Origin of the sequence: Mycobacterium sp. 23, assembly GCF_048287075.1 — a bacterium.
Classification (GTDB): domain Bacteria; phylum Actinomycetota; class Actinomycetes; order Mycobacteriales; family Mycobacteriaceae; genus Mycobacterium; species Mycobacterium gordonae_B.
The window spans coordinates 4,140,900-4,165,846 of the sequence record NZ_JBLVUX010000005.1; the positions used below are offsets into that span (position 1 = coordinate 4,140,900).

18 protein-coding genes and 1 pseudogene are annotated in these 24,947 nt (G+C 68.9%); 14 read left to right on the forward strand and 5 right to left on the reverse strand.

Going from position 1 to position 24,947, the window contains the following annotated elements:
* Positions 1-35: 35 nt before the first annotated feature.
* Genes ACNQS7_RS20445 through ACNQS7_RS20455 form a run of 3 tightly spaced genes read right to left on the reverse strand, consistent with a single transcriptional unit; the run spans position 36 to position 6,780 of the window.
* Positions 36-3,641, reverse strand: a complete 3,606-nt coding sequence (locus tag ACNQS7_RS20445) for a murein biosynthesis integral membrane protein MurJ (RefSeq protein WP_418013991.1) — start codon at positions 3,639-3,641, stop codon at positions 36-38.
* The gene (locus ACNQS7_RS20450) at positions 3,638-6,040 is read right to left on the reverse strand and encodes a hypothetical protein (RefSeq protein WP_418013992.1); all 2,403 of its coding nucleotides are present in this window, start codon (positions 6,038-6,040) and stop codon (positions 3,638-3,640) included. The genes ACNQS7_RS20445 and ACNQS7_RS20450 overlap by 4 nt, the downstream gene beginning before the upstream one ends.
* Positions 6,037-6,780: an NUDIX hydrolase gene (locus tag ACNQS7_RS20455; protein WP_418013993.1), complete on the reverse strand. Its 744-nt coding sequence runs from the start codon at positions 6,778-6,780 to the stop codon at positions 6,037-6,039. Before ACNQS7_RS20455 ends, ACNQS7_RS20450 begins: the two co-directional genes overlap by 4 nt.
* Positions 6,781-7,060: 280 nt before the next feature.
* On the opposite strand from ACNQS7_RS20455, the gene ACNQS7_RS20460 reads away from it, so the two are divergent.
* The 10 genes from ACNQS7_RS20460 (at position 7,061) to eccA (ending at position 18,402) form a co-directional block, all read left to right on the forward strand.
* The gene (locus ACNQS7_RS20460; protein ID WP_418013994.1) at positions 7,061-8,512 is read left to right on the forward strand and encodes a CCA tRNA nucleotidyltransferase; all 1,452 of its coding nucleotides are present in this window, start codon (positions 7,061-7,063) and stop codon (positions 8,510-8,512) included.
* 62 nt (positions 8,513-8,574) lie between these two features.
* Positions 8,575-9,081 carry a pullulanase gene (locus tag ACNQS7_RS20465; protein WP_418013995.1) on the forward strand — a complete coding sequence of 169 codons (507 nt, stop codon included), beginning with the start codon at positions 8,575-8,577 and terminating at the stop codon, positions 9,079-9,081.
* A 210-nt stretch (positions 9,082-9,291) separates the two neighbouring features.
* Positions 9,292-9,618 (forward strand): type VII secretion protein EsxD, encoded by a 327-nt coding sequence (locus ACNQS7_RS20470; protein ID WP_418013996.1) that lies wholly within the window; start codon positions 9,292-9,294, stop codon positions 9,616-9,618.
* 54 nt (positions 9,619-9,672) lie between these two features.
* Complete coding sequence (locus ACNQS7_RS20475) at positions 9,673-9,963, forward strand: WXG100 family type VII secretion target (protein WP_055579951.1); 291 nt, start codon at positions 9,673-9,675, stop codon at positions 9,961-9,963.
* Between the two features lie 65 nt (positions 9,964-10,028).
* Positions 10,029-10,862: an ESX secretion-associated protein EspG gene (locus ACNQS7_RS20480; RefSeq protein WP_418013997.1), complete on the forward strand. Its 834-nt coding sequence runs from the start codon at positions 10,029-10,031 to the stop codon at positions 10,860-10,862.
* Between the two features lie 35 nt (positions 10,863-10,897).
* A complete protein-coding gene (locus ACNQS7_RS20485) occupies positions 10,898-11,899 on the forward strand; it encodes a MinD/ParA family protein (protein ID WP_310777495.1) in 1,002 nt (333 codons plus the stop codon).
* Complete coding sequence (gene eccD / locus ACNQS7_RS20490) at positions 11,899-13,389, forward strand: type VII secretion integral membrane protein EccD (protein WP_418013998.1); 1,491 nt, start codon at positions 11,899-11,901, stop codon at positions 13,387-13,389. Before ACNQS7_RS20485 ends, eccD begins: the two co-directional genes overlap by 1 nt.
* Positions 13,386-15,029 carry a type VII secretion-associated serine protease mycosin gene (gene mycP / locus ACNQS7_RS20495; RefSeq protein ID WP_418013999.1) on the forward strand — a complete coding sequence of 548 codons (1,644 nt, stop codon included), beginning with the start codon at positions 13,386-13,388 and terminating at the stop codon, positions 15,027-15,029. Before eccD ends, mycP (ACNQS7_RS20495) begins: the two co-directional genes overlap by 4 nt.
* Complete coding sequence (eccE, locus tag ACNQS7_RS20500) at positions 15,026-16,564, forward strand: type VII secretion protein EccE (protein WP_418014000.1); 1,539 nt, start codon at positions 15,026-15,028, stop codon at positions 16,562-16,564. The genes mycP (ACNQS7_RS20495) and eccE (ACNQS7_RS20500) overlap by 4 nt, the downstream gene beginning before the upstream one ends.
* Complete coding sequence (eccA, locus tag ACNQS7_RS20505) at positions 16,561-18,402, forward strand: type VII secretion AAA-ATPase EccA (protein WP_418014001.1); 1,842 nt, start codon at positions 16,561-16,563, stop codon at positions 18,400-18,402. Before eccE (ACNQS7_RS20500) ends, eccA begins: the two co-directional genes overlap by 4 nt.
* 2 nt (positions 18,403-18,404) lie before the next feature.
* On the opposite strand, the gene ACNQS7_RS20510 is transcribed toward eccA, so the two are convergent.
* On the reverse strand, positions 18,405-19,580 hold the full coding sequence (locus tag ACNQS7_RS20510; RefSeq protein WP_418014002.1) for a thiolase family protein: 1,176 nt from the start codon (positions 19,578-19,580) through the stop codon (positions 18,405-18,407).
* Positions 19,581-19,686: 106 nt separating this feature from the next.
* Complete coding sequence (locus ACNQS7_RS20515; protein WP_418014003.1) at positions 19,687-20,112, reverse strand: hypothetical protein; 426 nt, start codon at positions 20,110-20,112, stop codon at positions 19,687-19,689.
* A gap of 281 nt (positions 20,113-20,393) precedes the next feature.
* Between ACNQS7_RS20515 and mycP (ACNQS7_RS20520) the strand changes: the two are divergent.
* From mycP (ACNQS7_RS20520) to ACNQS7_RS20535, 4 genes and pseudogenes are all read left to right on the forward strand, one after another.
* Positions 20,394-21,736 (forward strand): annotated as a pseudogene (gene mycP / locus ACNQS7_RS20520) (type VII secretion-associated serine protease mycosin).
* Complete coding sequence (gene eccE, locus ACNQS7_RS20525) at positions 21,733-23,130, forward strand: type VII secretion protein EccE (RefSeq protein ID WP_418014004.1); 1,398 nt, start codon at positions 21,733-21,735, stop codon at positions 23,128-23,130. The pseudogene mycP (ACNQS7_RS20520) and the gene eccE (ACNQS7_RS20525) overlap by 4 nt, the downstream one beginning before the upstream one ends.
* A gap of 79 nt (positions 23,131-23,209) precedes the next feature.
* Positions 23,210-24,601 (forward strand): PPE domain-containing protein, encoded by a 1,392-nt coding sequence (locus ACNQS7_RS20530; RefSeq protein WP_418014005.1) that lies wholly within the window; start codon positions 23,210-23,212, stop codon positions 24,599-24,601.
* Between the two features lie 5 nt (positions 24,602-24,606).
* Positions 24,607-24,945, forward strand: a complete 339-nt coding sequence (locus ACNQS7_RS20535) for a YbaB/EbfC family nucleoid-associated protein (protein WP_055576821.1) — start codon at positions 24,607-24,609, stop codon at positions 24,943-24,945.
* The last annotated feature ends 2 nt before the right edge of the window (positions 24,946-24,947 follow it).

The window sequence follows — 24,947 nt, forward strand, 5'->3', positions numbered from 1 at the left end:
AACCAATCGGCCGGCACCGGGCACTTCACCTGCGATCAGGAAGCGGCTTGGATGGTGATCTCGGAGACGTCGGCGCGGCTCTTGCCGTCGGTGGTGCCCAGGGTCGAGATCCACACCAGCAGGTTCGAGGTCGGCGAGGACGCCTTGACCTGGATGGTGTTGTGGCCCGGCTTAAGCGCGGTGGCCGGGGTCAACACCGTCGTGTCGTCCAGCTTCGACGGGTTCGGCGAGGACGACGACCGGATCTCCACCTTGGTCCCGGTGCTCGAGACGTCGATGCCGACCACGCCGACAACCGTCGGCTTGGGCAGCTGCAACATCAGTCCCACCCCGTTCTTGAAGCCGGGGAACGGCACCGCGTCGGAGTAGGTGTCGGTCTGCCACACGGTGCCCGGGGTCCCGTCGATCGCGTTACCCGCGTCGCCGGGGTTGTCGGCGTCGCCGCCGGGGGAGAAGACGGTGGCTTTGGTGGGCTTGACGAAGCTGCCCGACGGCGCCGAACTGCCCGGGGACTCGGTGGCCGCCGACGAGGTGGGGTTGTTGAGGCCGAGCTGGTCGCCCTTGAGGCCGCTGCCGACGTCGCCGAAGATCTTGCTGACCACCGAGGCCAGCACCAGCAGCGCCACCAGCAGGACGGCCGCGCCCGCGCCGAGGCCGATCAGCAGGTTACGGCGACGGCGGGAGTAGACCTCCCCGCCGCGCTCGGCCGCACGTCGGGGCGAGGCCGGTGAGGGCGGTTCGGCGATCGGACTGATCACCTCGGTGCGGTCGGCCACCGCGGTGGCCTGTTGCAGCAGGTTCAAAAGCGTTGAGGCGCTGCGTATTCCGCCGTCCTCCTGAACGGAGCGGACTGCGACCGCGGAGATCTGGAACGGGATGTCGCGGTCGACGACGGTCGGCTCGACGGGCTGACCGTTGGCGTCGCGGTCGGCCGGAGCCAGGCCGCTGCGCACCCCGGTCTCGGACAGCGGCCAGCGGTTGACCAGCAGCGCATACAGCGCGGCGCCGATGCCGCGGATGTCGTCCTGTGGGTTGGCGTCGGGCATCGTCGCCGGGTAGGCCAGCACGACGTCGCCGTCGATGCTGACGCGCACCCGGCCGGGATGGTCGAGGGACAGCGCGACACCGGCGCGGTGGGCGGCGTCGGCCGCGGCGGCCAGCGACTGCATCGCGCGGATGGCCCCCACCGGCGACGGCGAGGTGTCGGCCACCTCCTGCAGTGAGCCGCCGCGGATCCACTCCGAGACCACCAGGCCGCCGGACCCGGTGTGCACGACGTCGAGGATCCGTGCGATGCCGGGCTTGTCGATCCGGCTGAGCCGCAGGGTGCGCGACAGGATCTCCTGCAGCACGTCGTCGGGCAGCGATCCTTCGGGGTCGACGAAGGTGAGGGCGACCTGGCGGTCGAGTGCGGTGTCCAGCGCCTGCCAGAAGTGCAGCGGCGGTGTGCCGCCGTGGGAGAGCAGCAGCCGGTAGCGGCCGTTGGCGATCCGGGCCCCGGGCACCAGGTTGAGTTCGTCCGGGGGCGGCTCGGCGTCGCGTTCGCGGGGTGCGTCGAACGGGATCGGTCCGCGGGGGTCGACGTCGCCGGCAAGCCGATCCCGTGGGGCTGCTCCTCGGCTGGGAATGTCGGGCTGGAAGTCGTCGCCGGCCATCGAACTCGGTGCGGCGTTATCCGAAGTGCGGTCGGTCACCTCCGGTCCTTTCGCTAGCCCGGCCCTGGCCACCGGAGGTCTGCGCCGGATCGGCTCCCGTACCGCATGTCCCCCCGGCAGGGACGAATTTCTTTGCTCAGGGTACGTGACGTGGCGACCCGCGGACGACACCGTTGTGCGGGCCGGGGCCGGCTGCCCGCGTCGGGCGCGGCGCCCGATGGCCGCGGCGGCCGCCCGGGCTTCGGGGACGCCTGCGGCGAGCATCACCCCCGCCAGGATCGGCACCATGATCACCCCGAGCAGGAACAGGCGCAGCAGCGAGCCCATGCCGCCATGCTCGGTCAACCGGTGCAGGCCGAGCAGGCGGTCGGCGACGTGGGCGACGAGCCCGGCCAGCAGCGACGCCGCGATCGCGACCAGGATCGTGCGTACCGTCGCGAGGTCGATCAGCGTTCCGCCCATGGGACGCAGGCTGCGGCGGAGCAGGATATGGCCGACGACGGCACCCGCCAGGAAGCCCAGGCCGTTGGCCGTCCCGAGGTAGCCGGCGATCAGATCTTTGTTGCTGGTGACGTGCGGGGTCAGCAGCGAGCCGGCGATTTTCACCGAGGTGATCACCAGGATGATCACGATCGGTGTCCACGGCTGTTCGCGGGCGTAGAAGACGCGCAGCTGCAGCAGGACCAGCGCGTAGGGGATCAGGGTGAACGCCGACAGCGCGATCGCCGCACCCAGGTACCCGGCGTCCACCTGCCCGAAGTGCCCGTAGGCGAACAGCGCACTGCCCATCGCCGGCCCGCCGACCGTCATGAACGCGACCGCCGGGATCAGCGTGATCATGGTCAGGCGGGTGGCCAGCGACAGATCGGCGAGCACCGCCGGAATGTCGTCGGCGGCGGCGTTGCGGCTCAGCCGCGGCATCACCACCGTCAGGATCGTGACGCCGATCATGCCGAACGGCAGCATCAGCACCAGCCAGGTGTAGTTGTAGATCGCCGGTCCCGATGCGGCGGCCGAAGCGGCGATCTGGTTGCCGACCACCAGGCCGAGCTGGCTGATCAGCACGTAGAGCACCATGGCCGCGGCCATGGTGCCGAAGCGCTTGAGCCGGTCGTCGAGTCCCCACAGTGGGCGCAGGCTGATGTGCTGGCGCCCGATGGCCACCAGCAACACCGCGGTCTGCGCGAACACCCCCAGGGTGGTGCCGATACCGAGCACCAGCAGCTTGGCGTTGCCCATCTCGACGGGGTCGACCGACAGCTCGCCGGGGACGGCAAGGTAGACGCCGAGCGTGGCGATGGCGACGACGTTGTTGACGACGGGCGCCCAGGCCGGCGGCCCGAACACGTTGCGGGTGTTCAGGATCGCCATGAACACCGAGGACAGGCCGTAGACCAGCACCTGCGGCAGCAGCAGGTAGGCGAACGCCGTGGTCAGCGACTCGTTGACCTCGGGGTTGCGGCCCAGCATCAGCCGCACCAGCAGCGGCGCCGCGGCCACGGACAACACGGTGGCCACGATGAGCAGGGTGGTGGCCAGCGTGACCAGCCGCCGCACGAACGCCGCGCCGCCGTCGGGGTCGTCCTGCTCGGCGCGGGCCAGCACCGGCACGAAGATCGCGGTGAACGTCGCCTCCAGGACCAGCGCCGCGACCAGATTCGGCAGCTGGTTGGCCACCGAGAACGAGCTGGACAGCGCCGCCCCCAGGATCGCGGCCAGCAGCACGATCCGGGCGAACCCGGTGAGTCTGCTGATCAGGGTGGCGAATGCCATGCCCCAGGACCGCGACACCACCGCGGCGTCGGACAGTTGCTCGGGGCGGGGCCGCTTGGGCTCCTCGAGCTGCTTTTGCTGCGGCGTCCAGCCGGGGCGCGGCGGCAGGCCGGGCGGCGGAACGGTGCTGCGCGGCTGGGAGAGCTGATGACGGGGCGGTTGTGGCGTCGCTTGCTGCGGCGCCGGCTGCACCCCGCGGGGTGCGGGGTTCATACGCGGTGCTCTTCGTGGACCCGCTGCTCGATGGCCCGCTCACTCGGGGGCCGCAGGTGTCCGATCGCGGGCGGGTCGGGACGGTCGAGGTCGGCGGGGTCGGGCTGGCCGCGGAAGCGGTGCCACAGTCGTCGGCCTGCCAGGATGACCAGCACCGCCGCGGCGGTGAGCGTGATCGCGAACAGCACTTTGCCGTAGGCGTTGGAATGCACCAACAGGCGCACGGGTTCGCCCAGGACGGTCCCGTCCGGGGTGCGCAGCCCGACGTCGATGGCGACGCGCTGGGTGAAGTTGACCTCGATGGGGACCCGCAGCGGCAGGTATCCCGGCGGCAACTCGATCTCGCCCATGTCGGTCACCGTCATGCCCGGCGGCGCCTTGACCTGCAGGCGCACCCGGATCGGCACGGCCAGGCCGTTGTGCAGGGCCAGCGGCAGCGGGCTGTGCTCGGTGGCCAGGGTGTAGGAGCCGCCCGGGTTGACGATGGTCACCGAGCCGAAGAAGTCGTTGATCGTGGTGCCCACCACCGTCAGGCGCTGTTGGGCGAGGCCGTTGCGGGTGTCCGGCGGCACCGACTGGCTCAGCGCGCGCAGCATGTCCTCGCGCAGCGGCGCGGTGTACTGGGGCCCGGTCAGGCCGGTGCGCTCGTCGGTCATCAGCGCCGAGGTCAGCTTGAACAGCCGGCCAACCTGGCCGGTGATCTCGCCGGTGATCTCGTCGCTGAACCGGCCCCGCTCGGAGGGGTAGGCGCCGGGCGGCACCGGCGGTTCGATGCGGGCGGCCGCGTCGGCGACGAGTGCGGGCAGCGGGCGAGGCACGGCCAGCCCCGAATGGATGGAGGTGGCCAGGGCGGTCAGGATGAACTGGGCGTCGTCGCCTTGCAGCGACCACACCGCCGGGGGCACCAGGATCTGGGTGCGCGGGGCGGCCTCGGGGGTGAGGCTGCGCCACAGCATGGCGCCCAGCGCGTCCTGGCGCCGGGCGGTGGCCGAGTCGTGGTTGACCCGGATGGACAGCGACGGGTCGAGATAGGTGGGGACGGTCGGGTTGGAACCCGCTCCGGCCAGCGCCGCCCCCACGGCGGGGTCGAACGGCGCCGTCACCACCTGGGGCGACAGCCGGTGCGGTGTGACGTTGGCGCTGCCGGCGTCGGCGGCGTCCTGGGCGGACAGGTCGGCCGCGGCGACGGCGACCGTGTTGTCACCGGCGTTGAGCAGGCTGACCGCGCGGCTGGTCAGTGGGCCGTCCGGGAGCAGGGCGGTGCCGCGGACCGAGGTCACGTCGAGGATGCGATCGATGATCTCGCCGTTGCTGAGGGTGGCGGTGGAGCTCAGGCCGGGGTCGTTGACGCGCTGCAGGGCGTCCAGGTCGGCCTGGGCGTAGGGCAGCGGCGCCACGCAGGTGCGGTGGGCCAGCGCGCGCAGCCGGTTGAGCCAGGTGCCGGCGGCAGCCTGGCCGGTGCCCGGGTGCGTGGGCGTGCCGGGGAGCTGGGCGGGCCCGTCGGGTGAGTTGGAGACGACGTAGCCGGCGGTCATCGCGTTGACGGTGACGATCAGGTCCGGGTCGACGGCCAGGCAGAGCGCACGCCCGACGGCGCCGTCGGGGTCGACGTCACGGCTGGTGGCGAGTTCGGCGGCCGACAGCAGCGTGTCCAGGCGACCGCCGTTGGCCAGCGAGTTGGCCAGGTCGTCGTCGACCAGGCGGACCGGGATGGTGCCGCCGGGGACGCCCGGCGCCAGCCGGGGCCGGTCGGCCAGCGGCCACAGCATGGTGATCCACACGGGCTTGTTGGTTTCGGGTGCGACGGCGGGGGCGGCCTCAGCGCCTGCGGCTTTGTCCGGGGGGACGCCCACCACGGGCAGCAGGAAGCGCGCGTTGTCCAGGCGCGCGGGCGCGCCGTAGTCGGGGGTGCCGTTGACGTTGACCAGGACGGGGAAGATGCCGGGCTTGTCGACGGCCAGCGACGGTTTGGTGAGCGAGCGCAGCGGCGCTGACAGGGTGAAACCGGCCTGCTGGCCGCGCTGTAGTTCCGGGGAGACGGTGAGGAAGTCCGCGGCGGCCTCGTACTCGTCGGTGCTGCCGTCCAGTGAGGTGCGCAGGCCGGGGGAGGCCGAGACGGCCGATGCGTGTTCGAGGCGGACCATCACGTCGCGGACCGGGCGGTCGCCGATGTTGGTGACCATGCCGCTGACGGTGACGACGGGGTCGCTGGTGGTGGTGACGACGTCCGGGGACACCTGGTCGATGCGGACCTGGACGAAGGGCGTCGCGGTGGGCTCGCCCGCTCTGGCCAGCGGGATAGCGTGCGGGGCGGTGAGCAGGACCCCGAAACCGGCCACGATGCCGATCACTGCGGCGAGACGCGCCAACCTTGCCCAGCGGGAGTGCGGCGCCGTCACGGCCCCTGCCCGTGACCGTTCTTCTTGCCCGGCTCCGGGTCGTTGGCGTGCCGGGTGCGGGAGTGGGTCTGCGGCCGTCGCCGCGGCGCGCTCGGCGGCAGCGGCGGTAACGCGTGCTCGCCGTCGTTCTGCAGCGTGTCGATCAGCTCGTGGGCTCGTTCGGCCAGGCGGCGTTCGTCGGCGTAGGCCAGCCGGGAGGGCAGTTCCCGGATCGGCACCCACGCCACCTCGGCAACCTCCAGGTCTTCGTCGCACAGCTCCCCACCCAAGAACCGCATCAGATAGTGGTGCACGGTCTTGTGCACCCGTCGTCCGTCGGTGACGAACCAGTAGTCGATGCGCCCCAGCGCGGCAAGCACGCCGCCGCGGATCCCCGTCTCCTCGGCGACCTCACGGATGGCGGTCTGCTCGGCAGTCTCACCCATCTCGATGTGGCCCTTGGGCAGCGACCACAGCATCCTGCCACGCCGGTCGATGCGTCCGATCAGGGCGGCCACCTGTGTTTCGCGGGGACCGTCGATGCCGTCGATGACCAGGCCGCCGGCCGAGGTTTCGTGCACGGTGCGCATCCGGTCGGGGTCGCGGCGCGGCCTCGGGCGGCGCTTGGCTGCGGCGGCCGGGGTGGGTACCGTGTCGGCGACCGGCTGGCTTTCCGTATTGTTCTCAGCCGGACGGGCGCCGCCACGACCACGACGCCGACCGCGGCGTCGACGAGGTTTGGCTTGTTCGCCCTCCGACACCCAAGCGATATTAGCTGGCAAGGGCCGGTGTTCTTGATGCACTCGCCGTCGGCGGGCACCTTTGGTCACGCGAGTCGCTTGCGGCGCATGCGTCACAGCAGTACCTGGCGCGGGCGTTCAGGTGTTTGCCCGCCTCTGCGCGACACCCATCGAGTGTGCCGCTGCGGCGGGATTTTCGCTTCCCGGGCGCAGTAGGCGCACACCGAAAGCAGTGGACGCACACTCGAACTGCCAGGACGTGCGCTGAGTCACCACGGCATCCCTATTAGGCTCACCGAACGTGGCCGAACCCGTCCCGGATGCCGAACTGCTGACCGCCGCCGCGGTCGCACTGCACCAGTACGCGCCGCAGTTGCGCGAACTGGGCGCGGCATTCGCCGCTGCCGGCCATGAGCTGTACCTGGTCGGCGGGTCGGTGCGCGACGCCGTGCTGGGCCGGCTGAGCCCGGATCTGGACTTCACCACCAGCGCGCGGCCCGAGCAGATTCAGCAGGTCGTGCGGCCGTTCGCCGACGCGCTGTGGGACACCGGTATCGAGTTCGGCACCGTCGGGGTCGGCAAAGACGGGCACCGACTGGAGATCACCACGTTCCGCGCCGATACCTATGACCAGGTGACGCGCCATCCCGAAGTGCAATTCGGCGATCGGCTGGAAGACGACCTGGTGCGCCGCGACTTCACTGTCAACGCGATGGCGGTGCGCATCACCGCCGACGGGCTGGGCGAGTTCCTTGATCCCCTCGGCGGCCTGGTCGCGCTGCGCGCCAAGGTGCTGGACACCCCGATGCCGCCGGAGGTGTCCTTCGGCGACGACCCGCTGCGGATGCTGCGGGCGGCGCGGTTCGTCTCCCAGCTCGGGTTCACCGTGGCGCCGCGGGTGCTGGCGGCGATCGAGCAGATGGCTCCGGAGCTGGGCCGGATCAGCGTGGAACGGGTGGCCGTCGAGCTGGACAAGCTGCTGTGCGGTGCCCACCCGGTGGCCGGCATCGACCTGCTGGTGCAGACCGGGATGGGTGAGGTGGTGCTGCCCGAGATCGGTGGCATGCAGATGGCCATCGACGAACATCACCAGCACAAGGACGTCTACCAGCATTCGCTGACCGTGCTGCGCCAGGCCATAGAACTAGAGGATGAGGGCCCGGATCTGGTGCTGCGCTGGGCGGCGCTGCTGCATGACATCGGCAAGCCCGCCACCCGGCGCCACGAACCCAACGGCGGGGTGAGCTTCCACCACCACGAGGTGGTCGGCGCCAAGATGGTGCGCAAGCGGATGCGGGCGCTGAAGTACTCCAAGCACATGGTCGACGACGTGTCCCAGCTGGTCTACCTGCACCTGCGGTTCCACGGCTACGGCGAGGGCAAGTGGACCGACTCGGCGGTGCGCCGCTATGTCACCGACGCGGGCCCGCTGCTGCCGCAGTTGCACAAGCTGGTGCGCGCGGACTGCACCACCCGCAACAAGCGCCGGGCCGCCCGGCTGCGCGCGTCTTATGACCGCCTCGAGGAACGCATTGCCGAGCTCGCCGCCCAGGAGGACCTGAACCGGGTCCGTCCGGATCTGGACGGCAACGAGATCATGCGGCTGCTCGACATTCCGGCCGGCCCGCAGGTGGGGGAGGCGTGGCGGTTCCTCAAGGAGCTGCGCCTCGACCGCGGGCCGCTGTCCAACGAGGAGGCCACGGCGGAGTTGCTGGCGTGGTGGGCGCAACGGAAGTCTGACCAATCGGACTAGTGACGCCGACTATCACGGCATGAACAGGGAACCCCAGGCCGCAGGTTCCCGTCGAAACTTCCATGGATTACTGCTTGGGAGACGACGGCGCGGCATCGATCTGGACCCGCCCACCCGACCTGGACCTCGACGGCGACGGCAGGTTCGACGCGATCGGTCTGGATCTGGACGGTGACGGTCTGCGGGACGACGCGCTGGCCGACCTCGACGGCGATGGGATGGCCGACCACGCTGTGCTGGACGTCGACAACGACGGCACCCCGGAAAGCTATTTCGTCGACGACGGGTCCGGGACGTGGGCGGTCGCGGTCGACCGCGACGGGCAGCTGCGGTGGTTCGGCCTGGACGGCGCGGAACATGCCGGAGGCCCGTTGGTCGATTTCGATGGCCAGGGCCAACTTGACGACCGATTGTTCGACACCGACGCTGACGGGATCGCCGACAGGGTTCTCTGCGCCGGCCCCGACGGCGTCACTGGATATATCGACACCGACGGCGACGGGCTGTGGAACCTTCGGCTGATGGATGCCGATAGTGACGGCCTGGCAGACGGTGCCGCTGAAATATGAATTCATTCCGGAATAACGCCAGCTAATAGGTATCTGCCATTACTCGAGTGTCATACCGTTTGACACGCGGCCGTTTGTCGTGTCCACTAAACAACCTGCTTAATGCCTGTGTAGCAACGACATCGGGTGAAGTGACAGCCTGCTGAAGCTCGTCTAGTTTTACGCAGACCCACGCTCGGGGAGCGCAATTAATTGAGGGAGACGTAAATAATGGCAAATGCCACCGTTGTCACTCCGGAACTGCTGCGCAGTACTCAGCAGCGAATTGAAACACGATTGCAGGAGGCGGTGGCCATCGCCAACCAGTACCTCAGCGGTCACGAAAACATCATCAGCGCGACCGGGTGGGCGGGTGACGCGGGGTCCACATCTCTGAACACCGCAGGCCACATCCACCACGATCTGCAGCAGATCATGACGGGCGGTCAGCGGCTGGCGCACGGCCTGGGCCGGGCCGCGGCATTGATGGAAAACCACGAGGCAGATGCCGCGCACGACCTGAACGGTGTGTTCGGCGGGGGAGGCGAAGCGGTTTAGAGCTTTGTCCACCCTGAAAATCCCCGGACCACACACCTAAGGAATCACATCGTCATGACAGATCAGATCGTCTACAACCACGGCGCCGTCATCGGCTTCGCCGGCGAGGTCGGCAGCCAGGCCGCGCAACTGATGGAAATCCACGCCGACGTCCTGCACATGACCCAGGCCCTCGGGGACTTCTTCCAGGGCCACGGCGCCACGGCGTTCTTCGACGCCCAGCAGCAGATGTTGCACGGCCTCGAGGACCTCATTCAGACCGTCAGCCGTCATGCCCACACCGTCCACAACGTGGACGAGATGGCGCAGGCGACCGACGCCCAGATGGGCACCTTGTTCAGCTAGCCACTTCGAGTGGGCCGACGGGGCGCATGCACAGCGTGCGCCCCTGGCCCGCATTGAGGGACACCGTGTTAACCACCACCGTTGACGGGCTATGGGCCCTGCAAGTACTCACGGGAATCGAGACCGTCGCTCCCGAGCTGGGTCTACGCCCGCATCTGCCCAGCGTGGAGCCCAAATGGTTGGCGCTCCAACACCCGGTGACCGGTGAATTGCGTGATGCCGGTGTAGTCGACGGGCTCGACGGCGTGGATCCCACGGTGGTGGAATGGCTGACGGTCCTGTCGCGCCGGGACCTCAGTTTGGTCGTCGATGTCCGCATGCCCGGCGACAGCGAACCGGCACGCGTGCTGCTCGCCAGGTTCGCGCAGTGGTGGGTCGCCCTGGAGCGCTCCGCGGATCTGATTCGGATCAGTGGTGCGGGCACGTCCACCGGCGAGGAAACGGCGAACACCGTGCTCAACGAGCAGATCGAGCGGCTGTGCGGCCGAAACCACCCCGCGCCGCTGCGGCCCGTCACCCTCGATGCCGGCGCGATGCGGATCGCTGCGGCCGGGCGGGAGGCGCCGCAGACATTTCTGGCCGGCCAGCGCCTCGACGCCGATCAGGTGCGACTGCTGACGGTGGCCGCAGACCCGCGCCGATCGGCGCAGGCGTCGATCGTCGCCGCGCAGTCCGGGGTCGACACGGGACGATTCCAACGCACCCATATCGCACCGGGTGCGGTGACGATCATCGACACCCTCGAGGGACGGCTGGTTGCCGAGGATGTCGAATCCGGGGGCAAGACGTGGATGATCATCGCCCCTGGGACCGGCAGCAATATCGCCGCGGCGATCAATCGCATGATGCGGCGCCTGCCCGCTCATCAGGACTGGCATTCGTACCGCAAAGTCGTGTAGTCGAGAGGTATCACCCAAGTGTTAGCAATCCCGCTGTGACGAATACATGGAACGCCGGCCCGAACGCCGCCGAACAATCCGGGCGTTACCAGCACCAGGAATCCGTTTCCGGCACCTTACGCATTTCCGACATGGTGGCGCCCCGCAAAGTGCCACCCGGGTCGGGCTGGCGCAAATTCGTGTACGCGATCTCTTTTCAGACCATCAATCTCGGAGAGTCGCCGGCCGAACGGCACTATCGGGAATTGCAGTCGCGGATCCGGCGCCATATCCGCAAGCAGTACGTGATCGGGGTGATCTCGGGGAAAGGTGGCGTCGGCAAGACCACGATGACCGCCTGCATCGGCGGTGTGTTCCGGGAATGCCGTCCGGACAACGTCGTCGCCATTGATGCCGCCCCGGGGTTCGGTACGCTGGCCGGCCGCATCGATGAGTCCCCACCCGGCGACTATTCGGCAGTCCTGAACGACACGGACGTCCAGGGCTACGCCGACATCCGAGAACATCTGGGACAGAACAGCATCGGGCTCGATGTGCTGGCCGGCAACCGCGCGTCCGACCAGCCGCGGCCCCTGGTGCCGTCCATGTTCACCGGAGTGCTCGCGCGGCTGCGCCGCACCCACACCGTGATCGTGGTGGACACTTCCGACGACCTGGAGCACCCGGTCATGAAGGCAGTGCTCGATGCCTGCGATGCCCTGGTCTTCGTCTCAGGTCTGACCGCGGACACCTCGCTGCCGGTCACCCGCGCGATCGACCTGCTTCGCTCAATGGGCTTCCACGAGTTGGTGTCCCGCAGCACCGTCATCCTCAACGACAGCCGCAACAAGTACGACCCTGATGCGCTCAAATACCTCACCGAACGCTTCCGGCAATCCGGCGCGACTGTCGAATTCATGCCCTATGACCCGTATCTGGCCAAGGGCGGCATCATCGACACCCGCCACGAACTGAGAAAGCAATCCCGGCTCCGGCTCTTCGAGATCACCGCCGCGCTGGCCGACAAGTACATTCCGGACGCCGACAGGCCACGTTAATGGCGAAGGTCTCCTTTCCCGCCCGGTGTGCGGTCGCCGTCGTGTGGGGTGAACACCTTCTTTCCCAGGTCTACCCGGCGTCCGTGCCCATCGAGGTATTCCTCGACAACGCCGTCGAACTGCTCAACGAGGAGCTCAAGCGCCGCGGCCTGGGCGGCCTGGACGCCGGCGCCGGTTACGAACTGCACAAAGCCAACGGGGTGCGCCTGGATGTGACCAAGACCCTCGACGAGCTCGGCGTCGAGGACGGCGCCACGCTGGCGCTGGTTCCGGCGGTCGACGGCGAGTCGTTCGAGCCGCAGTACGAGTCGCTGTCCACCGGACTGGCCCGGGCAGGCAAGCAACTTTTCGAACCGGTCACCTTGCGGACCGCGGCCCACACCGCCCTGGCGATCACTGCGGCCGTAGCCGTGACGATACTGGGACTTACGGTGCGACAACGCATCTCATCGGAGACGCTGGCACCCGGCATCCTCACGAGTAGCCTCGGGTTGCTGTCTGCCGGAGGCGCCGTCGCGGTATGGCGTTGGTGGCCGCACCGTACCGACATGATCGACGTCCTGGGATGGCTGGCTGTGCCGCTGTTCGCGGTGGGACTGGCCGCCTCCGCACCGGGACACCTGGGATCGGCTCACGTCTTCATCGGCGCGGTGACGGCGGCGGTGCTGGCCTGGGGGATCAGCGGGACAACGGGACGCCACCTCAGTGTGGCAGCGACGGTGGTGACGCTGTGCGTGGTGGGCGGAACCGTGGCAGCGGTGCGCATGTGGTGGCCGGTGCCCACCCAGTGGCTGGGGATGTGCACCCTGGTCGCCCTGCTGTTCGTCCTGACAGCGGCCCCGACGATCGCGCTCTGGGTTGCCCGGATCCGGCCGCCCTACTTCGGCTCGATCACCGGACGCGACTTGTTCCGACGGAGCGCCGGGCTTCCGACCGATGCGGTCGCGCCGGTCAGCGATGGCACCGACGGCACCGACGAGGACGCGAATCCCGACACCACCCCGCGCGGCCCACAGATCGCCGCCGCGGCGATACGTGCCAACCATGTGCTGACCGGAATCTGCGTCGGCGCCGCGGCTGCCTTGCCCGCCGCGGTGTGGTCAGCACTGATGCCGGGCCGTGACCGGGCAGCGGCGGCCGCGGTGCTCGCCGGGCTCTTCGTCGTGATCTTCATCAGCCGGGGGCGGGCCTTCGCCGACAAACGCCAGGCCGTTGCGCTGGTGTCCGGCGCGGCGGCCGCGACCTGCGCCGGGGTCGTCAAACACGTTGTGCACGAACCGGCTTCGTCAAGCCAGGCGCTGGTCGCCGCGGCGGTGCTGCTGGTCGCCTTCGCAGGGGCAGGGCTGTTGGCGGCGTTGCTCGTTCCGGTCACCAGGTTCACGCCGCTGGTACGCATGGCCGCGGAGTGGCTCGAGATCGTGGCCATCATCGCCGCGCTGCCGATGGCCGCCTGGATCGGCGGACTGTTCACCTGGGTGCGGATGCGATGAGGCGGACAACCGCAGCCGCCCGACGACTGAGCGCCATTCTCATGGTCGTCTTGGTCACCGGCATATCGACCAATTATGAGATCGCACAGGCTATTCCGCCACCGACGATCGACCCGTCCCGGGTGCCCGCGGACGGCAGGCCGGCCGCCGACCAACCGATGCGGCAGAGCAACATGTGCGCCCGGACCATCACCGTCGCCGATCCCAATGTGGCGGTCACCGCGCCGGGTTTCACCATGCTCAACATCAGCAAGGCGTGGCAGTACTCGACCGGCAACGGGGTGCCGGTAGCGATCATCGACACCGGTATCAATCCGGGCCCGCGGCTGCGGGTGGTCGCCGGCGGGGACTACATCATGGGCGGCGACGGACTGATGGACTGCGACGCGCACGGCACCATCGTGGCCTCGGTGATCGGCGCCGCTCCACAGGGCAGCCCCATGCCGGCACCGATGCCCGCCACTCCTGCCTTTCCGCCACCATCCGGACCGCCCCCGGTCGACGCGGCACCACCACCGCCCGGCGGCGCGCCGCCCCCACCCGCGCCACCGCCGCCACCCACCCCCGTCACCGTCACCGAAACCAGACCGGCACCTCCGCCGCCGCCTGGTGATGAACCGTCCAATGGGCCAGGGGAACCCGGCGCCGGAAGCGCCGACATCCCCGAGGTGCCCGGCCCACCGCCGGGGTCACCCGATGGCGTCATGGGCGTCGCGCCGCACGCGGTGATCATCTCCATCCGCCAGTCGTCGCGCGCCTACGAGCCGGTCAATCCCGGACCGGGTGACATGGAGGTCCGCAAGAAGGCGGGTTCCATCGCAACACTGGCCAGCGGCATCGTGCATGCCGCCAATATGGGCGCCAAAGTCATCAACATCAGCGTGACGTCGTGCGTGCCGGCCGCTGACCCGTTGGACCAGGCCGCCATCGGCGCGGCGGTGTGGTACGCGGCCACGGTCAAGGACGCGGTGATCGTCGCGGCCGCCGGCAACGACAGTGAAGACGGCTGCGCCCAGAACCCTTCCTTCGATCCGCTGAACACCGCCGACCCCCGGGACTGGCATCAGGTCAAGACCGTTTCGTCGCCGTCGTGGTTCGCTGACTACGTGCTGTCGGTGGGTGCGGTCGACAACACCGGCGCCGTGATCTCCAAGAGCCTGGCCGGCCCCTGGGTGGCAACGGCCGCGCCCGGTGTCGGCATCATGGGGTTGTCGCCGCAAACCGGCGGTCCGATCAACGCCTACCCTCCGATCCGGCCCGGTGAGAAGAACATGCCGATCTGGGGCACCAGCTTCTCCGCGGCCTACGTCAGCGGCGTCGCGGCTCTGGTGCGGGCGAAGTATCCGGGGTTGTCCGCCCACCAGATCATCAATCGCATCGTCCAGACAGCACACAATCCGCCTCGCGGAGTCGACAACCAGGTCGGCTACGGGGTGGTCGATCCGGTGGCGGCGTTGACTTTCGATGTCCCGCCGGGGGACCGGCTCCCGCCCACCGCGCACAGCCGGATCATCACACCGGCGGCACCGCCGCCCCCGCCGGATCACCGCGCCCGCAACGTCGCGTTGATGTTCGCGGCAGTTGTCATGGCCGGTGTGGGTGCAGCCGCCCTGATCGCGCGGGCGCGGCGGCAACGATGACGCACGGCGTGCGGCTGACCGTCATCGTCGGCATCTTCCTGATCGCCATGGTCGGGTGGTTCGCCGGCGGATACGCTGGCGCCGCAATGGGTTTGGTGATGGGTCTGGCCTTTGCCGTCGTGCCGTGGCGGGGCCAGACGGCCTGGTCGTGGCTAACCCTGTGGCTGCGACGCAGCCGTCCGATCGGGTTGACCGAACCGCACACCGTGGCCAACGACCGGGCCGGCGGGGGAGTGCGCTTTCAAGACGGCTTCTCGGTTGCCGTCGTGCAGCTGCTGGGTAGGGCGCACAGGCCGACGCTGTTCACCGGCTCGACCTCGACCCACACCGAGAACGCCTTCGACGTCCGCGATTTGGTGCCGCTGCTACGGCAGGTCCTGGGGTTGCAGGTGGCATCGCTGAGCGTCCTCAGCACCGGCGCCCGGCGGCGAGCCACCGGTGACTATCCGCGGGTGTACGACACGCTGATCGGGACCCCGCCCTACGCCGGTCAACGCGAAACATGGGTCGTCGTCCGCATATCGGCGCTCGCCAACGCCGGGGCGCTGCAGCCGAGAGCCTCGGTGGGCACGGCAACGCTGGCGGCGGCGCAACGGATCAGCGCAGCGATGCGCCAGCGCGGAATCCGCGCCAAGGTCGCAACCGCCACCGACATCGTCGAGCTGGAGCGTCGGCTGGGTGCGTCGGCGCTGGATGTGTTGAATCGTCGCTGGGCTTCGGTGCGGGGGGAAGGCGGCTGGCTGACCACCTACTGGTACCGGCCGGCGGATATCACCACCGAGAACCTGGCGCAGGCCTGGGCGACCCGCGCCGACGGAATCACCCAGAACATCACGCTGTTCGGCGACGGAAGCATCACCGCTACGGTCACCGTCCGCAGTGCGCAACCGCCGACGGCCCCGCCGGCCATGCTGTTGCAGACGCTGCCGGGCGAGCAGTCGGCGGCACTGGCGGCCAACCTGTGCGGCCCGTTGCCGCGGCTGCGCGGAATCCGGCACAGCCGGTTGACCGATCCCCTTGTCATCCCGATCGGGCCGTCCGGAGTCCTGCTGGGCAAGGTGGACGGCGGGAACAGGATGATGCTGCCCTTCGACGATCCCGGCGAATTCAGCCGGGTACACATCGCCGCTGATGATGCGCTGGCCAAGCGCATCGTGGTAAGGCTGGCCGGAGCGGGCGAGCGGGTCACCGTGCACACTCGAGACACCGAGCGGTGGGCCAGCGTTCGAATGCCGGACATCGCCGTCACCGATCTGCCCAAGCCGATGGCGGGGACCACGATCAGTGTCGTCGACGGTACCGTAACTCCCGCGCCCCGCCCCAATACGGTTGTGTCCGTTGGGAAGCCGGATGTCGCGTACCACGGCTCGGCGAATGTGGTGGTCACCCAGACCGGTCCCGCCACGGTCTCGGTGGCAGCGGCGGGCAGGGTGTACACCGTCGACGTCGAACTGTTCCGTGCCGAGAATCGTTACGTGTCAGCCGAACCCGTAAGCCTTCGCAGCGGCGAGCTGACCGCGGCGGACTCACCATGACGGGCGCCACCATGACCGCCGCCGCGCGGAAGCGGTTCGACCAGGGCATGACGTTGCTGGACCGGGATCCCGTGGCGGCCGGGACGCGATTCCGTGAGGCAACCGAGATCGATCCGTCGATGGCGGATGCCTGGCTCGGCCGCATCGCCGCGGGTGACGAATCGTTGCCGACCGTCCAGCAACTGTACAAATACGGCACCCGACTGCACCGGGAGACCAACCGGCTCGGACTGCGCCTGGCGGCCCCCATCAAAGCAGGCCCCTACCTGTCGATTTCGGTGACGGAGGCATCGCATGCCGGGCTCGCGCTGGCGAGCGCGCTGATCGATGCGGGCCGGTATGCCGAAGCCGATATGTTGCTGCGCGATCCCGCGCTGTTGGACACCTGGGAAAACCACCAGTGGCAGCAGTACATCGACGCCTACCTGATGTTCGCGACCCAACGGTGGCCGGACGCCGTCGCCGTAGCGGCAAGGGTTCTACCGCCGCAGGCCATCATCATGTCGGCGGTCACGGCGGCAACTTGCGCGCTGGCGGCGCATGCCGCGGCCCACCTGGGGCAGGCGCGTGTCGCGATCGGTTGGACCGATCGGGTCGAGGTGCATACGCCGGCCACCGCGTCGCGCCGAACCCGAAACGAGAACGCGATCACCGCAATCGATTCCGGCGACTACCCCTTGATCGCGGCTGACCTGGCGTACGTGCGGGGGATGGCGCACCGCCAACTCGGCGAGGAATCGCACGCGCACGAGTGGCTGTCCAGGGCGACCATCAACGGCGCGCTGATGGTCTCCGCCCAGCAGGCGCTGGCCGACACCAGCCTGCAACTCCTGATCACCGATGAGGAGACCATCGGCACCCGCACGGACAGATGGGATGTGAAAACCCAGCGGTCTGTGCAGCAGCGCACCGACGCCGAACACGAGGAGCGGCGCAACCAACTGTTGCAGGAAGGCCGCGCTCTGCTCGACCACCAGGTCGGGTTGGCCGAGGTCAAGCGTGCGGTCGCCGAACTGGAGGACCAGATCGAGGTTCGGGCGCTACGGCTGGCTGCCGGACTGCCGGTGGCCAACCAAACCAATCACATGTTGTTGGTCGGCCCACCGGGCACCGGAAAGACCACGACCGCCGAAGCGCTGGGCAAGATCTACGCGGGCCTGGGTATCGTCCGTCATCCCGAAATCGTGGAAGTGAAGCGGGCCGACTTCTGCGGCGAGCACATCGGCGCGTCCGGCCCGAAAACCAATGAGCTGATTGACCGTTCGCTGGGCCGGGTGCTGTTCATGGACGAGTTCTACTCACTGGTGGAGCGACACCAGGATGGGCGGCCGGACATGATCGGCATGGAGGCGGTCAACCAGTTGCTGGTGGCACTGGAGGTGCACCGGTTCGACTTCTGCTTCATCGGCGCCGGGTACGAGAAGGAAGTCGACGAATTCCTCACGGTGAACCCGGGTTTGGCCGGACGATTCAACCGCAAGCTGCGATTCGAGTCGTACACGCCCGACGAGCTGGTGGAAATCGCGGTGCGCTACGGCAATCCGAGAGCAACCGTGATCGAACCGGGCGCGGCCGAGGTGCTGAACGCGGCGTGCGCAAACCTGCGTTCCTATCGTGCGCCGGACGGCACGCACGGGGTCGACCTCATGCAGAACGGACGGTTCTCCCGCAACGTCGTGGAACGCGCTGAGCGGTTGCGGGATTCACGCCTGGCTGCCCAACACCGGAGCGCCAAGGGGTCGGTCACGGTCGAGGACCTGCAGACCCTGCGCACCCAGGATGTGATCAAGGCCGTGCGTGAGGCCTGCGCGGAGAAGCACGTACCGATCGAGCTGTAGGGCTATACCTCGACGACGACCGCCCCGCCCTGACCGCCGCCCGCACACATCGCCGCAACCCCGATGCCGCCGCCGCGGCGCATCAGCTCGTAGGTCAAGGTGGTCACCATCCGCGCGCCGGAGGCCGCGATCGGGTGCCCGAGGCTGCATCCGCTGCCGAAGAAATTCACCCTCTCCTCGTCGATGCCGTACTCCCGGCACGCGGCGATCGGCACCGAAGCGAACGCCTCGTTGATCTCCCACAGCGCCACGTCCTCGACCGAGAGACCGGCGCGCTGCAGCACCTTGCCGATCACCTTGACCGCGCCCAGTCCGCAGTCGCGCGGCGCCACGCCGGCGGCGGCCCAGGCCCGGACCTTGCCCATCACGTTCAACCCCTCGGCGGCCGCGTAGTCGGCGTCCACCAACGCCACCGCCGCGGCGGCGTCGTTGGTGCCGCTGCTATTGCCCGCGGTGATCGAGAAGCCCTCGATCTCCGGGTGCAGCACCTTCAGGCCGGCCAGTTTCTCCACCGTGGTGTCCCGGCGCGGGTGCTCGTCGACGGCAAACTCGGTGACCGAGCCGTCGAACTGGGTGACCTTCAGCGGCAGGATCTCGTCGGCGAACTTGCCGGCGTCCTGGGCCGCGACGGCGCGCTGGTGCGAGCGAGCCGCCCAGGCGTCCATCTCCTCGCGGGTGATTCCGACCGACTGCGCGGTGTTCCATCCGACGGTGATGGACATGTCCTTGGCGGGGGCGTCCGGCGTCTCGACGTGCGTGGGCGGCATCCACCGCTCCTCGAACTTCAGCTCGGGACCGGGAATGCGCCAATTGGTCAGCGGCGTCATCGACAGCGACTGCACGCCCCCGGCGATGAGCACCCGCTCCATCCCGGAGCCGATCTGCGCGGCGGCGTTGCCGATGGCGGTCAGGCTGCCGGCGCAGTGCCGGTTCACCGACTGTCCGGGCACGTGCTCGAGACCGGTGGCGGTGGCGGCGTAGCGGGCTAGATCGCCACCGCCATAATGAGATTCGGCGAAGATGATGTCGTCGATGGCCGACGGGTCCACCCCCGAGCGGCGCACCACCTCGGGCAGCACCGCGGTGATCAGGGTCTCGGGCGGGGTGTTGACGAGGGTGCCCTTGAAGGAGCGGCCGATGGCCGTCCGGACGGCGCCGACGATTACGGGTGTGGCCATCTTCGAACCTCGTACTCTCTACCGGGGGAAACCAGGCCCTATCGTAGCAAGTACCGTATTTACAATAGTAATGAGAGGTGTAACGTCATCGGCCCCAGGTGGCGCCTCATTGCTGCGGCCACGGTGGTCGTGGTGGGGGATAGCGCGGGGGAGGGTAGTACGGCTGGCCACCGGGTGGCGGCGGGTATTGCGGCGGATAGGGCGGTGGCGCGCCGGGCGGCGTCGCGCCGGGCGGCGGCATGGAATTCCGGGGCGCCTGGGCCGGACGCCGGTAGGCCCGGATTGCCACCGCAACGCCACCGATCGTCACCACGGACCCGATCCCGAGCCCGAAATAACCCATTGTCTGTTCGAGGTCGCGGCGCTCTTCGTAGGTTTGCGTGGGTCGTTTGGGCTGACTGCAGGTGTCCCCGGGATGCATGATCTTTTGGTCGCAATTCACGACGATCCCGCTGGCGAACCAGGCGCCGATCGCCAGCATCGCCAGGCCGAAGAGAAGGACAAGCAGTGGTCCCACAAGCCTGTTACTCATGGGCCCCTCTCCGCAGAATGGACGAGCCCGCGTCGCGGTCGGTGAATTGACCATACTGCGCCGCGCCATTCCGTTGGGTCGTGTTCACAAAAACTCTGCGCCACAACAACGTTGACACCGGAAGGGTATCGATCACGGAGGCGACGCCCGCGAGATGCGTCGAGTGCATTACCCACACATAACAACCCGGCCGGAATAGTGCCGTTTACGCACCCGTTACGTCTAAACTGCTGCCAAGGTTTGACACGCCGCACGAACTCAATGAACGGAGTGATTCGGGGGTGCACCGGATCTTGCTGATGGCGGTGGCGCTGGCCGTCGCAACGGCGCCGCCGGCACTGGCAATCACTCCACCGCCGATCGACCCCGGAGCCCTGCCGCCGGATGTCACCGGCCCCGACCAACCCACCGAACAACGCGTCCAATGTTCGGCCCCGACCATCCTGCCGGATTCGACCTTCCATGACCCGCCGTGGAGCAACTCCTACATCGGCGTCGCCGAGGCCCACAAGTTCGCCACCGGCGCCGGCGTGACGGTCGCGGTCATCGACACCGGCGTCAACGCCTCCCCCGCATTCCGGCCGAGCCCGGCGGCGATTTCGTCGATCAGGCCGGCAACGGCCTGTCCGACTGCGATGCCCACGGCACCCTCACCGCGGCCATCATCGGGGGCCGCCCCGCCCCCACCGACGGCTACGTCGGCGTCGCACCCGACGTCCGCCTGATCTCGCTGCGCCAGACCTCCGAAGCCTTCGAACCCGTTGGCACCCAACCGAACCCGAACGACCCGAACGCCACCCCGGCCGCCGGTTCGATCCGCAGCCTGGCCCGGGCGGTGGTGCACGCCGCCAACCTCGGCGCCAACGTCATCAACATCAGCGAGGCCGCCTGCTACAAGGTGACCAAACCCATCGACGAGGCGAGCCTGGGCGCCGCCATCGACTACGCCGTCAACGTCAAGAACGCGGTGGTCGTCGCCGCGGCCGGCAACACCGGCGGTGACTGTGCCCAGAATCCGCTGCCCGACGCGGCCAACCCCGGCGATCCCCGAGGCTGGAACAAGGTGCAGACCGTGGTCACACCCGCCTGGTATGGCGGGGCGGTGATCACCGTCGGCGGCATCGGCCAGACGGGCGTCCCCAGCAGCTTCTCCATGCACGGGCCGTGGGTGGATGTGGCGGCTCCCGCCGAGAACATCGAATCGCTCGGTGACCGCGGGGACCCGGTGAACGCCTTGCAGGGCAAGGAAGGGCCGGTGCCTATCGCCGGCACGTCGTTCGCCGCGGCCTACGTCTCGGGAGTGGCAGCCCTGGTTCGCCAGCGGTTTCCCGAACTGACGGCCCCCCAGGTCGTGCAGCGCATCGAGGCCACCGCACGCCATCCGGGCGGCGGCGTCGACGACCTGGTGGGCTCGGGGGCCGTCAACGCCCTCGCCGCATTGACGTGGGACATCGCTCCCGGGCGGGCCACCATCCCCTACGACGTGCGGCGGATGCCCCCGCCGGTGATGGCGCCCGCCCCCGACCGGGTGCCGATCACGGTGGTCACTCTCGCGATCGGTGGCCTGCTGCTGGCACTCGGCTTCGGCTCGCTGGCGGCGCGGGCGTTGAGGCGCCGTCGATGACCAACCCGATCCGGCTGAAATTCAGCACCGGGCACACCCTGGTGCTCGCGGTGCTGGCCCCGGCGGCCATCCTGTGGTTCCTGCCCACGCGGTACTGGTGGGCCGGCATCGCGCTGGTGGCGGCGGGAGCTGTCGTCGCGTTCGTCACCTTCTTCGGACGGCGGCTGACCGGCTGGGTGGCAACGGTTTTCGCGTGGCTGCGCCGCCGCCGCAAACCGCCGGACATTCCGTCCGAACCCGTGGTCGGGGCCACCGTCAAGCCCGGTGATCACGTCGCGGTGCGCTGGCGACGCGGCCACCTGATCGCCGTCATCGAACTCAAGCCGCGACCGTTCACCCCGACGGTGATCGTCGACGGCAAGGCCCACACCGACGACGTGCTGGACACCCGGCTGCTGGAACATCTGCTGGAAGTGCACTGCCCCGACCTGGAGGCCGACATCGTCTCGGCCGGCTTCCGGGTCGGCCGATCCGCGAGCCCGGACGTGGTGAACCTCTACCAGCAGGTGATCGGCGCCGACCCGGCACCGGCTCACCGCCGGACCTGGATCATGCTGCGCGCCGATCCGGAACTGACCCGCAAGTCCGCGCAGCGCCGCGACGAGGGCGTCGCCGGGCTGGCCCGCTACCTGGTCGCCTCGGCCACCCGCATCGCGGACAACCTGGCCAGTCACGGTGTGGACGCGGTGTGCGGGCGCAGCTTCGACGACTACGACCACGCCATCGACATCGGCTTCGAGGGCTTCGTGCGGGAGAAGTGGTCGATGATCAAGGGACGCGACTCCTACACCGCGGCCTACACCGCCCCGGGCGGCCCCGACCTGTGGTGGTCGGCGCGCGCCGACCGCACCGTCATCCGGGTGCGCGTGCGGCCCGGGATGCCGCCTCAGGCCACGGTGTTGCTGACCACCGTCGGCAAGCCGAAGACGCCGCGCGGTTTCACTCGCCTGTACGGCGGCCAGCGGCCCGCCCTGACCGGACAGAACCTGATCGCCGACCGGCACTGCCAGATTCCGATCGGATCGGCCGGCGTGCTGATCGGCGAGACCGTCAACCGCTGTCCGGTGTACCTGCCCTTCGACGACGTCGACGCCAGCCTCAACCTCGGCGACGCCCAGACGTTCACCCAGTTCGTGGTGCGCGCGGCCGCCGCGGGCGCCCACGTCACGATGGGCACGCATTTCGAAGAGTTCGCCCGGCTGATCGGCGCGCAGGTCGGTCAGGTGGCCAAGGTGACATGGCCGAGCGCGACGACATACCTCGGCCCGCACACCGGGGTGGAGAAGGTCGTGCTGCGGCACAACATGGTCAGCACCCCGCGCCACCACAAGTTGCCGATCCGTCGCGTCTCCCCACCGGAGGAAAGCCGTTACCAACTGGCCTTGCCGAAGTAGCCGGTCTCGCCAATTTTGGTGCAGGGACCCCGAAATTTAGCGACGATAATGGTTAGAGCATTAAGGAGGAAGATCCGATATGACTCAGCCGCAGACCGTCACGGTGGACCAGCAAGAGATTTTGTCGCGGGCCGACGAGGTCGAGGCACCGATGGCCACCCCGCCCAACGATGCGGCCACGGCTCCGTGCGGACTCACCGCCGCCAAGAACGCCGCCCAGCAACTCGCGCTGTCGGCCGAGAACATGCGTGACTTTCTGACCGCCGGACACCGGGAGCGGGCGCGCCTGGCCACCTCGCTGCGCAACGCCGCCAAGGCGTACGGCGACGTCGACGAAGAGGGCGGGCAGGCGCTGAACAGCGACGGCGGCGAGGTGGCCGGCGAAACCGCCGGTGCCGAAAGCGGCGACAGCTCGGCGGGTCTGCAGGACACGGCTCAGGTGGCGGGCGCCGGGGACGGCGGCTTCACCGATCTCAAAGCCGCGGCAACGAAACTCGAGTCGGGCGATCAGGGCGCGTCGCTGGCCGCCTTCGCCGACGGCTGGAACCAGCTCAGCTTCGCTCTGCAGGGCGACACCAAGCGATTCCGCATCTTCGAGAACTGGACCGGTGAGGCGGCCACGGCGTGTGAGGCATCCCTGGATCAGCAGCGCGAGTGGATCACCCACATGGCCAAGCTCGCGACATCGCTGGCCAAGCAGGGGCAGTACATCGCGCAGCTGCAGGTGTGGGCCCGGCGTTCGCATCCGACTCTGGCCGACATCACGAAACTCGAAGAGCTGTCCAAGGATCCGGCCTATAAGGACCAGGCCATCAAGCTGTACGCGGAGTACCAGTCCAAGTCCGAAGAGGTGCTCAACGAGTACAACACCAAGGCGCAACTGGAAGCGGTGAACCCGCCCAAACCGCCGGCCGCCATCAAGATCGACCCGCCGCCTCCGGCGCAGACACCGGGCCTGATTCCGACCCAGGTGATGCAGGCGGCGTCCATGGCCGGCGGTGGCTCGGGCTCCGGTATGCAGGCCCCGATGATTCCGCCCACCGGCGGCGGTGCCGGGGGAGGCATGCCGTCCGGTGCGAGCGCCGACCTGGCCTCCGTTCGCGAGGCTGCCGCCAGTCTGGGGAAAGAGCCTGGCATGAAACCGATGTCGCTCGGCGGTGGCGGAGGTGGCGGCGGTATGCCCGCGATGCCGCTGGCCCCGGCGGCCGGTGCCGGCATGGAGGCCGGCGAATCGGTGCGACCCGCCGGCGCGGGTGACCTCGGCGGCGTCGGTCAGGGTGCTGCCGCCGGTCGCGGCAGTGCCGGCGGCGGCGGCATGGGCATGCCGATGGGTGGCCATGGCCAGGGCGGCGGCGGATCGAAATCCAAAGGCGCACAACAGGATGACGAGGCGCTCTACACCGAGGACAGGGCGTGGACCGAAGCCGTTATCGGTCAGCGCCGCCGGCAGGACATGAAGGAGTCGAAGTGACAAACATGGACATGGAACCGCATGTCGCCGCGGCACTGGCCCTGGCAGCACGGTTCCAGCAGGCCCTCGAAGGCACGCTCAACCAGATGAACAACGGCAACTTCCGCGGCGAGGACGAAGCCGAGACCGTCGAGGTGACCATCAACGGGCACCAGTGGCTGACCGGCGTGCGCATCAACGAGGGCCTGATCAAGGAGCTGGGCGCCGAGGTCGTGGGTGCGCGGATCAACGAGGCCCTGCAGAACGCGCAGCAGGCGGCGATGCAGTACAACTCGGCCGCCGGCGAGCAACTCACCGCGGCCCTGGAGGCTATGACCAAGGCCGCCGGAAACAACCACGGCTGAAA

What these genes read in the sequence shown, in the direction of transcription:
- ACNQS7_RS20475 (WP_055579951.1), top strand. Translation starts at nt 9,673, where the DNA reads ATGACAGATCAGATCGTCTACAACCACGGCGCCGTCATCGGCTTCGCC.
- eccD (WP_418013998.1), top strand. Translation starts at nt 11,899, where the DNA reads ATGGCGAAGGTCTCCTTTCCCGCCCGGTGTGCGGTCGCCGTCGTGTGG.
- ACNQS7_RS20535 (WP_055576821.1), top strand. Translation starts at nt 24,607, where the DNA reads ATGGACATGGAACCGCATGTCGCCGCGGCACTGGCCCTGGCAGCACGG.
- ACNQS7_RS20510 (WP_418014002.1), bottom strand. Translation starts at nt 19,580, where the DNA reads ATGGCCACACCCGTAATCGTCGGCGCCGTCCGGACGGCCATCGGCCGC.
- ACNQS7_RS20470 (WP_418013996.1), top strand. Translation starts at nt 9,292, where the DNA reads ATGGCAAATGCCACCGTTGTCACTCCGGAACTGCTGCGCAGTACTCAG.
- ACNQS7_RS20515 (WP_418014003.1), bottom strand. Translation starts at nt 20,112, where the DNA reads ATGAGTAACAGGCTTGTGGGACCACTGCTTGTCCTTCTCTTCGGCCTG.
- ACNQS7_RS20445 (WP_418013991.1), bottom strand. Translation starts at nt 3,641, where the DNA reads ATGAACCCCGCACCCCGCGGGGTGCAGCCGGCGCCGCAGCAAGCGACG.
- mycP (WP_418013999.1), top strand. Translation starts at nt 13,386, where the DNA reads ATGAGGCGGACAACCGCAGCCGCCCGACGACTGAGCGCCATTCTCATG.
- eccE (WP_418014004.1), top strand. Translation starts at nt 21,733, where the DNA reads ATGACCAACCCGATCCGGCTGAAATTCAGCACCGGGCACACCCTGGTG.
- ACNQS7_RS20465 (WP_418013995.1), top strand. Translation starts at nt 8,575, where the DNA reads ATGGATTACTGCTTGGGAGACGACGGCGCGGCATCGATCTGGACCCGC.
- eccE (WP_418014000.1), top strand. Translation starts at nt 15,026, where the DNA reads ATGACGCACGGCGTGCGGCTGACCGTCATCGTCGGCATCTTCCTGATC.
- ACNQS7_RS20530 (WP_418014005.1), top strand. Translation starts at nt 23,210, where the DNA reads ATGACTCAGCCGCAGACCGTCACGGTGGACCAGCAAGAGATTTTGTCG.
- eccA (WP_418014001.1), top strand. Translation starts at nt 16,561, where the DNA reads ATGACGGGCGCCACCATGACCGCCGCCGCGCGGAAGCGGTTCGACCAG.